This window comes from Labrenzia sp. PHM005, assembly GCF_006517275.1.
Taxonomy (GTDB): domain Bacteria; phylum Pseudomonadota; class Alphaproteobacteria; order Rhizobiales; family Stappiaceae; genus Roseibium.
Genome location: NZ_CP041191.1, coordinates 4,140,181 through 4,153,219, shown reverse-complemented (window position 1 = coordinate 4,153,219; position 13,039 = coordinate 4,140,181). Strand labels below are relative to the sequence as shown.

Genomic DNA, 13,039 nt, shown 5'->3' with positions numbered 1-13,039 from the left:
CTGGGAGGAGGATGCCTCGGGACGCGATCTCTAATCTTTTATGTTCAGCCTTCGAAGCTGCGGCGGGCTACAAACTTGATGTCGCCGCGGCTGATGCCGAGATCCTGCAGCTCACGGCTGGACAGGGCGGAAAGCTCATCCACCGCACGGCGGTAGCTTTTCCAGTTGTTGTATTTGCGCACAACAGTGTCGAACATTTTGTTTTTCCTTCTTGGCGAGGCCGCTAAAAGCGCCCCGCTGCGTCGTTGTTGAGAATGATATAATTCATCACCCGAAATTAAAGAAGCGCTGTCTCTGCATGTCTGTCATGCATTTTGTGCAATGCAAAAAATATCTGAAAAAAATTGACCGCGAAGCGCAAATAATAGTTGAAAAAACAATCTGATGGCGAATAAAGATGCGGTGCAAAAAAATTGCCAAAAAATGATTGCAAAAGTCATCTGTTGATGCATGCATTGCAGAATCTCTGTCGAGGTTGGTGCCCTACCAGTTGATCCGGCCTATGGCGATAGAGCCAAACTACGACTGGTCTGGTGTTTCTGCGTAAAACAGGTCCTCAAATCGAGTTCCGCTTACAGCTTTTCGGCATTCTTCAAGGTTCTCGATAGCTTTGAGCGGCCCATTTTCTACTATTTTCCGCATGCGGGTGTTTACCTGAACATCTGCTACATTGAGAAAACGGAAGACCTCGCTCATGATAGCTTCGCGGGATTCAGTTGAACGATAGAGCTCTTTGTAATCGATCCGCAAAACCTGAGATGCAGGTAGGGTTGCCAGCATGGCATCGAGCTCTAGATTCTCTTTGTCTATTGTTTCCAGGTCATGAACCAATGTATTGGTGTCCAAGCTGATGAGCGGCGGTTTGTCGGCGATCTCGGTTCGCGCGACAACTCCTGTTTTGCCTAGTAGGAACGAGGATAGCATCCGATCAAGGATTTGCGGTCGCGACAAACCAATAACCTTGATATCCGGTCTGCTCTCAAAATAATCTTTGATGTTCAGAATGCTAAGATTCAGAGAAAAGTCCTTGATGCCCACGGTCCGGACACCTGACAAATTCTTGATCTCCTGAAAACGAAAGCGTAACAACTTTCGCACGGTGCGAGCCAGGTTGACTCCTCGCAAAATCCGAGCATCTCCTAAGAGAGCGTCCAGATAGGCAGCATCGTCATGGCGCCAAAGGCCCAGGCGCTTTTGAAGTCTGCGAAGTTCATTCCAGTCCCCTAATACTTCGCCGTAATTGATTACTTCAGGATGTTGGTTGAGCATATTTACCAGCGAATTGCTGCCGCTTCTTCCCAACGTCAGTATGAAATGTTTGTCCATTGAATTCGCTTTGATTGGCCTGAATACGTCGTTTGCCGCAACAAGCACTGTCCCGGAAAACTCATGGCAAGAGCCTCTAAGTTACTCAAGCAGCATCTGGAGCACGGTGTGGCCTACGGTGCAACAATTCTGCAAGAAACTGGCCTGTGTAGCTCTCTTTTCTCGAAGCCACGTCCTCCGGCCGTCCGGCGGCGACAATTGTGCCGCCTCCGTCGCCGCCTTCCGGGCCGAGATCTATGATCCAGTCGGCGGTTTTGATGACTTCCAGATTGTGTTCAATCACCAGCACGGTGTTGCCCTGATCGACAAGTTCGTGAAGAACATCGAGCAGTTTGGCGACATCATGGAAGTGTAGGCCCGTGGTCGGTTCATCCAGAATGTAGAGCGTGCGGCCGGTGGAGCGTTTGGAGAGTTCTTTGGCGAGCTTGACCCGCTGCGCTTCACCGCCCGACAGCGTGGTCGCTTGCTGGCCGACTTTGATATAGCCGAGCCCGACCCGCGCCAGCGTTTCCATCTTGTCGCGGACAGCGGGGACCGCTGAGAAGAAGTCAGCCGCCTCTTCAACAGTCATATCGAGAACATCGGCAATTGATTTGCCCTTGAACTCGACTTCCAGGGTCTCGCGGTTGTAGCGTTTGCCCTTGCAGACATCGCAAGTGACATAAACATCGGGCAGGAAGTGCATCTCGATCTTGATCACACCGTCGCCCTGGCAGGCCTCGCAGCGTCCGCCTTTGACGTTGAACGAGAACCGGCCCGGCTGATAACCACGGGCCTTCGCCTCAGGCATGCCGGCGAACCATTCGCGGATCGGCGTAAAAGCGCCGGTGTAGGTGGCCGGGTTGGAGCGCGGCGTCCGGCCGATCGGTGATTGATCGATATCGATCACCTTGTCGAGCACCTCCAGGCCTTCGATGCGGTCATGCGGCGCCGGGTTGTCGCGGGCACCATTCAAACGCCGCGCGGCCGACTTATAAAGCGTATCGATCAAGAAGGTGGATTTGCCGCCACCGGACACGCCGGTGACACAGGTAAATGTGCTGAGCGGGACGTCGACATCAACATCCTTGAGGTTGTTGCCGCGCGCGCCTTTGACAGAGATCTTGCGTTTCTTGTCGATCTTGCGCCGTTCCATCGGCAGTGGAATCATCTTGGCGCCGGAGAGGTACTGACCGGTCAAGGAGTTGCCGTTGGCCATGACATCTTGCGGGGAGCCATGGGCAACCACCTGGCCGCCGTGCACACCGGCGCCTGGTCCGACATCAACAACATAGTCCGCGGTCAGAACCGCATCCTCGTCGTGTTCAACGACAATCACCGTATTCCCGAGATCACGCAGGTGGCGCAAGGTTTCCAGAAGCCGGGCGTTGTCGCGCTGGTGCAGGCCGATGGACGGCTCGTCCAGAACATACAAAACGCCGGTGAGGCCTGATCCGATCTGAGACGCAAGGCGGATCCGCTGACTTTCACCGCCCGACAAGGTGCCGGACGAACGCGCCATGGAGAGATACTCCAGCCCGACATCGTTGAGGAACTTCAGCCGTTCGCGGATTTCCTTCAGGATCCGTCCAGCGATTTCCGTCTGTTTGTCATTGAGCTTTGCCGGAAGCTGGTCGAACCATGCCCCGGCATCGCGAATGGAAAGCTCCGTGATATGGCCGATGTGCCGATCGGCGATCTTGACCGCAAGCGCTTCAGGTTTCAGGCGGTAGCCCTGGCAAGCTGGGCAGGCGTGGTCGGACTGGAACCGGGCGAGTTCTTCGCGCACCCAGGTGGATTCTGTCTCCCGCCAGCGCCGTTCGATGTTGCCGATGACGCCCTCAAACGGCTTTTCCGTCCGGTAGCTGCGTACGCCATCGTCATAGACAAACTCGATGTCCGTCTTGCCGGTGCCATGAAGGATTGCGTCCTGAACTTTCGCGTCCAGATCCTTCCAGGGTGTCGCCATAGACACATCAAAATGGCGGCAAAGGGCTTCCAGAGTCTGGGCGTAATAGGGTGAGGTGGAGCCGGTTTTCGCCCAGGGCAGCACCGCACCTTCGCGCAAAGACAAGGTATGGTCGGGCACGACCAAATCTTCTTCAAAGGCGAGCGTAGTGCCCAGCCCGTCGCACGTTGGACAGGCACCAAACGGGTTGTTGAAAGAAAACAGACGTGGTTCGATTTCCGGGATGGTGAAACCGGAGACCGGGCAAGCGAATTTTTCGGAAAAGATCAGCCGCTTTGGAACGCCGTTTTCTTCGGTTTCTCCGGCAAACTCGGCGATTGCGATGCCATCGGCCAGTTTCAGCGCTGTTTCCAGTGAATCGGCCAGGCGGCCGGCGATATCGTCGCGCACGACAATCCGGTCCACGACCACATCGATGTCGTGTTTGAATTTCTTGTCGAGCGCGGGAGCATCGGCAATTTCGTAAAAGGTTCCGTCGATCTTAACCCGCTGGAAGCCCTTTTTCATCAGTTCGGCGAGTTCCTTACGGTACTCGCCTTTGCGGCCGCGGACCATCGGCGCCAGCAAATACAGGCGGCTGCCTTCGTCCAGATCCATGACCCGGTCGACCATCTGGCTGACCGTCTGGCTTTCGATGGGCAGGCCGGTTGCCGGGGAATACGGAATCCCAACCCGCGCAAACAACAAGCGCATATAGTCATAGATTTCCGTGACCGTGCCGACGGTAGAGCGCGGATTACGTGAGGTCGTCTTCTGCTCAATGGAAATTGCCGGAGACAGGCCGTCGATCTGATCGACATCCGGCTTCTGCATCATCTCCAGGAACTGGCGGGCATAAGCGGACAGGCTTTCAACATACCGGCGCTGGCCTTCCGCGTAGATGGTGTCGAAAGCAAGAGACGATTTTCCCGACCCGGATAGCCCGGTCATGACGATCAGCTTGTTGCGCGGTAAATCTAGATCGACGTTCTTCAGATTGTGTTCGCGGGCCCCGCGCACACTGAGAACTTTCGTCGGGTCTTTTTTCCAGGCGTCGCTATCAGAAGCCTTCGCAGTCGTCATATTGTCGTCATCCTGATCTTGCGCAGACAGCCCGGGCCGGGCTTTTAATATGTCTCCCGGGCGCGGTCCTGCTCGCACCCGATATAGCAGTTTCCAGCCCGTCTTCCAGATGGCTGTCTCTGCAAAATTCCGTTTGCTGCCAAACCTGGCAGGAGAATTGAATCAAGAGTATAAAAATGATAAGAACAAAACAAGTACAGAATGACTTTCGGTGTGGATAGACCGGGATTGCGAAACAAGACCGGCTGCAATGGCACATTTTGTTGCGTGGCTTTTTTGCCTCTTAATGGCCCGGCAGGGGTCAACACTGTGGAAAATGGGGGGAGCTGGCCAAAAAAGGCGGCGTTTGTACAATCTGATCGCTAGGGTGTGGACTTTAGAATTGGGCGCTTTAAACGGAGTGCCATGCCATCCAGCTGCCTTGGCGGGGCCGGGTGCAAGAACATAAACAGGAGTTGAGCATGGCGGGAAGCGTCAACAAAGTCATTTTGGTCGGAAATCTTGGGGCGGATCCGGAAATCCGGCGCACCCAGGATGGCCGCCCGATCGCCAACCTGCGGATCGCCACGTCTGAATCCTGGCGGGACCGCAATTCCGGCGAGCGCCGTGAAAAAACCGAATGGCACCGGGTGGTGATCTTCAATGAGGGCCTGTGTAAGGTCGCTGAGAATTATTTGCGCAAAGGCTCCAAGGTTTACCTGGAAGGTCAGCTGCAGACCCGCAAGTGGCAAGACCAATCCGGTCAGGATCGATATTCTACCGAAGTCGTCCTGCAGGGTTTCAACTCCAACTTGACGATGCTGGATGGCCGCGGCGAGGGCGGTGGTCAGCCGGGTGGTTTGCCTGATTACGGCAATGACCAGGGCGGTGGCGGCTTTGGCGGCGGATCCTCTGGCGGCGGCGGCTTTGGTGGCGGCGGCGGTGGTGGATACGGCGGCGGCTCGTCCGGTGGCGGCTTTGGCGGCCCGTCCGGCGGCGGCGGTGGTGCCGGCCCGATGGACGACGAAATCCCGTTTTAATTCGTGAAATCATCTGCCTAAGCCGCTCAAATCACGGGCGGCTCACGGAAAAACATGCAAATGCGTCACACTGACGTGATTTGGAAACTGGCGCCAAGTCTGTGCACTTAACCTTACGTACGGGCTTGGTGTAGTATTGTTTCCGAAAGCTGTGCGATTCTGATCGCCTTGTTCCACGTGAGCAGGACTTGTTTGGGTTGCTAAATGCCGGTTGGGTTTGGTGATGGAAGCCGGCCGGCGGACTTCATGACGGCAGGGAATAAAACCGGGGCATTGGGCACTCCCGGACTGTGTTAGACATATTGAAATACAGGTTTTGACAATGCGAGTGAACACGATGGGACGAGCGGAACCAACGAACAAGGTTTCGGAACGCCAGGAAGCAGTGTCCGTCAGCCAGAAGCTGAGTGCTGGTTTGAAGGCCGGTCTAATGGCCAGCGTGCTGGCAACAAGCTTTTTCGCTTTGCCGGTGGCCGAAGCACAAGCCCAGGGCTTTTTTCAGCGGCTGTTTGACCCTGAATTCCATCGCCGCCAGCAGGAACGTGAACGGCGGGAACTGCAGCGCAAGGCCGTGAAGGTTCGGGTGTCCGCTCCGCGCTATTTGACCTATGCGCCTGATAAACTCAAAGCTGTCTCACTGGCGCCGTTGTCGGAAAAGAAAACAGCCGAAGCAGTTGCCGAGCCCGCAGAAGAGGCGACAGCGTCGACCAGTGACGCAAATGTCAGCACCTCAATCCCGGTCGTACTGACACCGTTTGATGAATCCCGGCCGGCACTGAAAACCATGAAGCTGACCGTGCTTCCGGAAGTTGGCGAAGCGTTGATCGCTTTTTACCGCGAACATCCGGATTTCGTTTGGGTCAAGGACGGCAAACCGACCGCAAAAGCTGCGCAAATGCGCCGCGCGCTGCGCAATGCAGCCGAGTTTGCTTTGAACCCGGCTGATTACGTGGTGGCGTTGCCGGCTACATCGGCGCTGGAAGGCGATGAACTTGATGCAGCCGTCATGCGGTTCGAGATGGAGCTGAGTGCAGCGGCACTCACTTATGTTCTGGATGCGACTCGAGGCCGTGTCGATCCCAACCGGATCTCGCAATATCACGATCTGCCGCGCCATGAGGTTGATCTGGTCGCCGCCCTGGAGGATTTCACGGCTTCAAATGAAGTGGCAGTCGCATTGGAAGCGCATCAGCCACAGAACGATCATTTCAAGAAGCTGACGGCGGAACTTAAGCGCCTCAAGGCCGAAGACGAAGAAGCCGATCAGATCGTCATTGCGCCAGGAACGTTTTTGAAAGCGGGCAAATCCAGCCCGGAAACCAAAAACATTGTCGCAGCGATTGCGCGCCATGGATCCGATGAGCTGAAAACGGCGCATGCTGAGACGTTGGCATCTTATGACGGCAGCGATCTTTATGCGCCGGAACTGGTTTCCTTAGTCAAAGGGTTCCAAAAGGAAGCCAAGCTGACGCCGGATGGGATTGTCGGCAAGAACACCATCAAAGCCATGGTTGGCGAAACCAATGCGGCCAAAATCGCCAAGGTGAAGCTTGCGATGGAGCGCAGCCGCTGGATTCCGGAAGAGCTGGGCGCACGCAAGGTGTTCATCAACCAGGCCGCATTCACCGCGACCTATTTCGAGCCAGGTTCAGACCCGATGTCGATGCGGGTGGTTGTTGGCAAAAAATCGAACCAGACCAACTTCTTCTACGACAAGATTGAGGTCGTTGAATACAATCCCTATTGGGGTGTGCCGTATTCGATCATCGTCAACGAGATGATCCCGAAACTGGCCGCAAATCCGAGCTATCTGGACCAATCCGGTTATGAAGTCACCACACCCGGTGGCCGGAAGGTGTCCTCAGCTTCGGTCGACTGGTATGCCGTGGCTGCCAAGCAGCAGTCGATCAATGTGCGCCAATATCCGGGCCGGTCGAATGCCTTGGGCGAGGTGAAGATCCTTTTCCCGAACAAACATCACATCTACATGCATGACACGCCGTCCAAGAGCTTGTTCAAGAAGGACGTGCGTGCCTTCAGTCATGGCTGTATCCGCTTGCATGATCCGAAAGGCATGGCCGCGGCGGTTCTCGGAAAGTCGAAAGACTATGTGACTTCGCGCATTGCGGCGGGCCAGAACGAGCAAGAGAAAGTCACCGGCGATATTCCGGTTTATGTGTCTTATTTCACAGCCTGGCCAGAAGCGGACGGAAACATTGGCTTCTACACCGATATTTATGACCGCGACCGGTACCTTCTGAAAGCGATCGAAAAAACGGAACAGGCGCGGGCCAAAGCCAGGGCGTCATAAGATCCAAATTCCCTGCTGGAAATTAGAAAAGCCCGCCGGTGAGACCGGCGGGCTTTTTGCTGAAGATCGCGTGCTCTGAAAATCACTTTCGTCTGCGATGCCGGAGTTTCTTGTATCGGGCGGACAAAGAAACCCACGGCAGGTTCTGGACCAAGGACTTCCAGGTGAAATCTTCAACAAGCTGAACCCGCCAGCCCACCCGGCGGGCACTGATGAATTCGCCTTAAGACTTCAGGCAACCGGCAATGGAGTCTGCGAGGCTGGTCAAAAGGGCCGGGTAGAGGCCAGGTCCATTTTCCAGCTCGGTACCGAGCGGATCCAATGTACCAACCTTTGCATCGCTGCCTTCAATGACGACAGACACCAGTTTCGAATCGAACTGAGGTTCCTGGAAGACGCAGGTAATGTTTTGGGAGCGGACACGGTTCTGGATTTCAGATACCCGGTCGGCGCTGGCTAGAGCTTCCGGTGTCACAGAAATCGCGCCGCTGGCTTCAACGCCATAGTGGTGTTCGAAATGGTGATAAGCGTCATGGAAGACGACGAACTTGCCGCCTTTGAGTGGCTCCAGTTTGCCGGCGATTTCTGCGTTCAGGCTGGTAATGGTGGCTGCAAATTTGTCTACGTTTGCCTTGTAGGTCGCAGCATGGTCTGGATCGATTTCTGAGAGCGTCGCTGCGATTTTTTGCGCGATCGTGATGCCGTTTTCCGGGTTCAGCCAGATGTGCGCATCCTTGCTGCCATGGGCGTGATCGTGGCCATGATCATCGTGCGCTTCGGCATGCTCTTCCTTGTGGTCATCGTCGTGATCGTGCGCATGTTCTTCTTCGTGGTCGTGATCTTCGCCCTTATGCGCGTGCTCTTTTTCGTGGTCGTCGTCATGATCATGCGCATGGTCTTTGTCATGGTCGTGATCTTCGTCTGAATGCCCTTCGGCATGCTCATCCTTATGATCATCGTCGTGATCGTGCTCATCTTTGTGAGCATGTTCTTTTTCATGATCGTGATCATCATCATGATCATGTTCTTCGGCTGATTTTTCATGATCCTCATGATCCTCATGATCGTCATGGCCGTGTTCATCATGATCTTCGTGGTCGCCGTGGTCATGACCGTCGAATTGATCGTTATCGCGCAGGCCGAGATGCTCTATGCCGTCCACATCCATCATTTCGACACGAGCAGCCTTGGCCGCCATGGAGCTGATCGGTTTTTCAAGAGATGGGGTTAGTTCCGGACCAACCCAGAACACCGCATCGGCCCCTTGAAGCAGGAAGGCTTGCGACGGCTTTAAGGCGAACCCATGCGGGGAAGCAGCGCCATCAATCAGAATATGCGGCGTTCCAACACCCTCCATCACAGCAGCAGCAATGGAATGGATCGGTTTGATGGTGGTCACGACATTAGGCGAGTCTGCAAAAGCTGGCGCTGTCAAAGCGGTGCTGGCGAGGACAGCGGACACGGCAAGGGCAGAGTGAATTTTTGTGCGGTTTTGCATGGCGGAAAGATCAAACATCCAGACAGGAGGGTTAGGGAGCGAGTGTTACAATGTAACATGTAATGGTATAACGTTGACTGATCAGACGCGCAAGCCATGTCTTTTGACTGAAATCGACATGCCTTGGATAATTGCACCGGTCCGATTATGGTGCCGCGAACCACTTGACCGGCTGATGTATGCAAACTCCCAAAGACACTTCCCTTAAGTCTCTGCTGTCGCCTTATCCGCCCAAAGCGGGTCCTCTCATTGTCACCATTTATGGCGATATCGTAGAGCCGCGCGGCGGCAGCTTGTGGGTTGGGGATCTGATCACGCTCTGTGGAAAATTTGGCGTCAATGAATCGCTGGTGCGCACCGCCGTATCCCGATTGGTAAGCCGGGATCAGCTCCAAGGCGAGCGGGAAGGGCGGCGCAGTTACTACAGCCTGACGCCTTCGGCACGTTCCGATTTTCACGCTGCGGCGGATCGTATTTTTGGTCCGCCAGACAGCGAATGTCAGCTATTGATGGTGATTCAGCCTGACAAGTCAGCGCAGGATCAGCTCTTTGAACAGGGATTTGGCGCGGTCGGAGACAGTCTCTTTCTTGGGGTGGACCGGCCTGGACGCACATCAACCGGCGCCCGGTTTCGGGCGGTTCCGGACCGAGCCAGTGATCTGGAAACCCAGGCGCTGCTGAGCCGGGCGTTTGATCTTGGGAGTCTGGCACGGGCCTATAAGGATTTCATTCAGCGGTTCGGAGTTCTGACCGCGAAAACCATCGACGGCCTGCAAGCTCTGACGCTCCGGCTTGCTATGGTCCATGCCTACCGGGCCATCCGATTGAAAGATCCGCAGTTGCCGCCCTCGGTTTTGCCGGAGGACTGGCCGGGGCACGCGGCGCGCAGTCTTTTCGCAGAGAGCTATCTGCAGCTGTCAGAAGCCGCAGATCCTTATATCGGAGACACTCTGCAGGGTCGCAGCGCATTGCTTGCAGCTCATCCCGATGCACTAGACGTTCGGTTCACAGCTCTGCGGCAATCGGCCTGAAGTCCCGGTTATTCCCTGCGATTGTCAACCACACGTTTGGCTTTGCCCATAGAGCGTTCCACGGCTTCCGGTTCGGTCACATTGATGGCAGCCGTCACACCAATCACGCTTTTGATATGATGTGCCAATTCCTTGGCGGATGCGGATCGCACGTCGGCATCTGCCGCACCCGGTACGGCTTCCACATGCACGGTCATCCTGTCGAGCCGGTTTTCCTTGGTGAGTTCAATCTGGAAATGGGGAGACAAGCCGCTGCATTTCAGGATCTGCTCTTCGATCTGGGTTGGAAATACATTGACGCCGCGCAGGATAATCATGTCATCCGAGCGCCCGGTCACTTTTTCCATCCGGCGCATGGAGCGGGCTGTGCCGGGTAGAAGACGGGTGAGGTCGCGCGTGCGGTAGCGGACCATAGGCAAGCCTTGTTTGGTCAAAGTGGTGAAGACCAATTCACCGATTTCGCCGTCGGGAAGGACCTCTCCCGTCTCCGGATCGATGATTTCCGGATAAAAGTGATCTTCCCAAATGTGCAGGCCGTCTTTCGTTTCGACACACTCATTGGCAACGCCCGGGCCCAGGACTTCGGAAAGTCCATAAATATCAACCGCATGCATGTCGAAGGCCGCTTCGATTTCCTGGCGCATCGCGTTGGTCCAGGGTTCGGCGCCAAAAATGCCAGAGGCAAGTGATGTTTCGCGCGGGTCAAGCCCGATCCGTTTGAATTCATCCAGGATGGATAAGAGATAAGACGGGGTCACCATGATGATCCGGGGTTTGAAATCCTGGATCAGGGTGACCTGGCGTTCGGTCATACCACCGGATACGGGAACAACGGTGCAGCCCATCTTCTCCGCGCCATAGTGGGCGCCGAGGCCGCCGGTAAACAGGCCGTAGCCATAGGCAATGTGCACAATGTCGCCGGCCCGTCCGCCGGAGGCGCGGATGGAGCGGGCAACCAGATCGGCCCACATTTCAATATCGTCCGCAGTGTAGCCGACAACCGTCGGCTTTCCAGTGGTGCCGGAAGACGCATGAATGCGCACGATCTGGTCCCGCGGGACGGCAAACAGGCCAAATGGATAGTGATCACGCAAGTCCGTCTTCTCGGTGAACGGGAACAGGGCCAGATCTTTCAAGGATTTCAGGTCGGAGGGGTGTACACCCTTGACATCAAACCGTTTTTTGAACAGCGGTACGTTCTCATAGGCATGTGCTAATGACCATTGGAGCCGTTTGAGCTGCAAGGCTTCAATTTCATCACGTGAAGCCGTTTCGATTGCATCCAAGTCACCGGGTTTCGGCGCCAAATCTTCCATTCTATCCTCCCAAGTCGCAACCAAGTTACTCTCGGTGCGAAATCCTCAAACGGGCAATATCGTGCCTTTGGTTGTGCGTGAATTTCCTCGGAACTCAGCGATTTTATCGCCGTGCTGATTGGTGATGGTGACATCATAGAGCCCAGACCGGCCTGAACGGGATTGTTCGCGCGCCTCAGCCGTCAACCGGTCATCAACATGAGCTGGAGCTAGGAACGTCACCGAACACTGCTGGGCAACAGTCACCTGATTGTAGGTGTTGCAGGCAAATGCAAAGGCACTGTCGGCGAGGGTGAAAATATAGCCGCCATGACATGTGCCATGCCCGTTGGCCATGGTTTTTGTCACCCTCATGGAGATTCGAGCCTCACCGGCATCCACATCATTAAGGACCATTCCCAACTCCTGGGAGGCCGTATCCTGAGCCCACATCTTCTGTGCGCAGGCCTTTGCAAGCTCTTTGGAGGTCATGTGCCGGAAAACCTCGCGGGCCGTTTTTCCATGAACGCGGCGACACCTTCACGGTAGTCATTCGTTCGCCCGGCTTGCTGTTGCGCGTCCCGTTCCCGGTCCAGATGCTCATCAAGACTTTGACCGGCTGCCTCTTGCATCAGCTGTTTCGTCAGCGCGAGGCCGGTGGTGGCCCCGCCAGCAAGCTGCTTGGCAAGGGTCTGCGCTTCCTCCATCAAACTGTCATCGGGCAGAGCTTTCCAGATCAGGCCCCAATCTGCAGCTGATTGCGCTTGAAGAGGTTCGGCGGTCAGGGCGAGGGCTTTCGCCCGGGCTTCCCCGATCAATCTTGGCAAGAGCCAGCTGCCGCCAGCGTCCGGAATGAGGCCGATTTTGGAAAAGGCCTGGATGAATTTGGCGGATTGCGCAGCAAGGACGATGTCGCAGGCGAGGGCGATGTTGGCGCCTGCTCCGGCTGCAACGCCGTTTACCGCGCAAATCACCGGTTTTTCCAAAGCGCGGATCTGACGGATCAGAGGATTGTAAAATGTTTCGAGCGTGTACCCAAGATCCGGCGGGGCATCGGCTGCATCCATCTGTTCGTCCGCAAGGTCCTGGCCTGCGCAAAACGCGCGTCCAGCACCTGTCAAAAGGACGGCACGGGTCTCTACCGACTTTGCGGCTGCTGCAAGATGCCCTCGCAAGGCCAGGTGCATATCTTCATTAAAGGCGTTCAGCCGGTCCGGCCGGTTGAGTGTGATGGTTTGAACGCCATCTTTGAATTCAGACAGCACCGAAGGCGATTCCGTCATGCATTCCTCCCGAAACATCACATTAAAATCAGTATATTATGGTCTTGCGTGATATTTATGCATGGCACGCCAGGCTGGTCAAAGGCCACATCAAATTATGATGTTTTATCCGATCCCGCTTTCCATCAGGGTGCGATCGATCACTGTTCTGAAATTTGAGCTGCCAGTATCGTTAAAATGTTTGGAAATTCAGCTGTTTGATTCAGGTGATGTTTACATTAATGGGAGATACTTTTTTCGATTAAACAGGGCAAGTAACCAGTACA

The 13,039-nt window shown here is 55.3% G+C and carries 10 protein-coding genes; 3 read left to right on the top strand and 7 right to left on the bottom strand.

What is annotated here, in order from left to right; genetic code table 11:
• Positions 1–44 precede the first annotated feature (44 nt).
• From FJ695_RS18745 to uvrA, 3 genes are all read right to left on the bottom strand, one after another.
• A complete protein-coding gene (locus FJ695_RS18745) occupies positions 45–197 on the bottom strand; it encodes a DUF1127 domain-containing protein (RefSeq protein ID WP_141186862.1) in 153 nt (50 codons plus the stop codon).
• A 322-nt stretch (positions 198–519) separates the two neighbouring features.
• Positions 520–1,326, bottom strand: a complete 807-nt coding sequence (locus FJ695_RS18740) for a sulfotransferase (RefSeq protein WP_141186861.1) — start codon at positions 1,324–1,326, stop codon at positions 520–522.
• Between the two features lie 85 nt (positions 1,327–1,411).
• Complete coding sequence (uvrA, locus tag FJ695_RS18735) at positions 1,412–4,336, bottom strand: excinuclease ABC subunit UvrA (RefSeq protein WP_141186860.1); 2,925 nt, start codon at positions 4,334–4,336, stop codon at positions 1,412–1,414.
• A gap of 461 nt (positions 4,337–4,797) precedes the next feature.
• On the opposite strand from uvrA, the gene FJ695_RS18730 reads away from it, so the two are divergent.
• Positions 4,798–5,355, top strand: coding sequence for a single-stranded DNA-binding protein (locus tag FJ695_RS18730; RefSeq protein ID WP_141186859.1), 558 nt, complete (start codon positions 4,798–4,800; stop codon positions 5,353–5,355).
• Between the two features lie 337 nt (positions 5,356–5,692).
• Positions 5,693–7,666: a murein L,D-transpeptidase gene (locus tag FJ695_RS18725; protein ID WP_141186858.1), complete on the top strand. Its 1,974-nt coding sequence runs from the start codon at positions 5,693–5,695 to the stop codon at positions 7,664–7,666.
• A 223-nt stretch (positions 7,667–7,889) separates the two neighbouring features.
• On the opposite strand, the gene FJ695_RS18720 is transcribed toward FJ695_RS18725, so the two are convergent.
• Positions 7,890–9,164 carry a zinc ABC transporter substrate-binding protein gene (locus FJ695_RS18720; protein WP_141186857.1) on the bottom strand — a complete coding sequence of 425 codons (1,275 nt, stop codon included), beginning with the start codon at positions 9,162–9,164 and terminating at the stop codon, positions 7,890–7,892.
• 179 nt (positions 9,165–9,343) lie between these two features.
• Here FJ695_RS18720 and FJ695_RS18715 point away from each other — a divergent pair, with 179 nt between their 5' ends.
• Entirely contained in the window at positions 9,344–10,195 is an 852-nt protein-coding gene (locus FJ695_RS18715) for a PaaX family transcriptional regulator C-terminal domain-containing protein (protein ID WP_141186856.1), read from the top strand.
• Between the two features lie 8 nt (positions 10,196–10,203).
• On the opposite strand, the gene paaK is transcribed toward FJ695_RS18715, so the two are convergent.
• Genes paaK through paaG form a run of 3 tightly spaced genes read right to left on the bottom strand, consistent with a single transcriptional unit; the run spans position 10,204 to position 12,773 of the window.
• Positions 10,204–11,511: a phenylacetate--CoA ligase PaaK gene (paaK, locus tag FJ695_RS18710; protein ID WP_141186855.1), complete on the bottom strand. Its 1,308-nt coding sequence runs from the start codon at positions 11,509–11,511 to the stop codon at positions 10,204–10,206.
• Between the two features lie 45 nt (positions 11,512–11,556).
• Entirely contained in the window at positions 11,557–11,982 is a 426-nt protein-coding gene (paaI, locus tag FJ695_RS18705) for a hydroxyphenylacetyl-CoA thioesterase PaaI (protein WP_141186854.1), read from the bottom strand.
• Positions 11,979–12,773: a 2-(1,2-epoxy-1,2-dihydrophenyl)acetyl-CoA isomerase PaaG gene (gene paaG / locus FJ695_RS18700; RefSeq protein WP_141186853.1), complete on the bottom strand. Its 795-nt coding sequence runs from the start codon at positions 12,771–12,773 to the stop codon at positions 11,979–11,981. The genes paaI and paaG overlap by 4 nt, the downstream gene beginning before the upstream one ends.
• Positions 12,774–13,039: the final 266 nt, after the last annotated feature.

Excerpts from the sequence above, each read along its gene's own strand:
- FJ695_RS18715 (WP_141186856.1), top strand. The coding sequence starts at position 9,344 with ATGCAAACTCCCAAAGACACTTCCCTTAAGTCTCTGCTGTCGCCTTAT.
- FJ695_RS18740 (WP_141186861.1), bottom strand. The coding sequence starts at position 1,326 with ATGGACAAACATTTCATACTGACGTTGGGAAGAAGCGGCAGCAATTCG.
- uvrA (WP_141186860.1), bottom strand. The coding sequence starts at position 4,336 with ATGACGACTGCGAAGGCTTCTGATAGCGACGCCTGGAAAAAAGACCCG.
- FJ695_RS18745 (WP_141186862.1), bottom strand. The coding sequence starts at position 197 with ATGTTCGACACTGTTGTGCGCAAATACAACAACTGGAAAAGCTACCGC.
- FJ695_RS18720 (WP_141186857.1), bottom strand. The coding sequence starts at position 9,164 with ATGCAAAACCGCACAAAAATTCACTCTGCCCTTGCCGTGTCCGCTGTC.
- paaI (WP_141186854.1), bottom strand. The coding sequence starts at position 11,982 with ATGACCTCCAAAGAGCTTGCAAAGGCCTGCGCACAGAAGATGTGGGCT.
- FJ695_RS18725 (WP_141186858.1), top strand. The coding sequence starts at position 5,693 with ATGGGACGAGCGGAACCAACGAACAAGGTTTCGGAACGCCAGGAAGCA.
- paaG (WP_141186853.1), bottom strand. The coding sequence starts at position 12,773 with ATGACGGAATCGCCTTCGGTGCTGTCTGAATTCAAAGATGGCGTTCAA.
- FJ695_RS18730 (WP_141186859.1), top strand. The coding sequence starts at position 4,798 with ATGGCGGGAAGCGTCAACAAAGTCATTTTGGTCGGAAATCTTGGGGCG.
- paaK (WP_141186855.1), bottom strand. The coding sequence starts at position 11,511 with ATGGAAGATTTGGCGCCGAAACCCGGTGACTTGGATGCAATCGAAACG.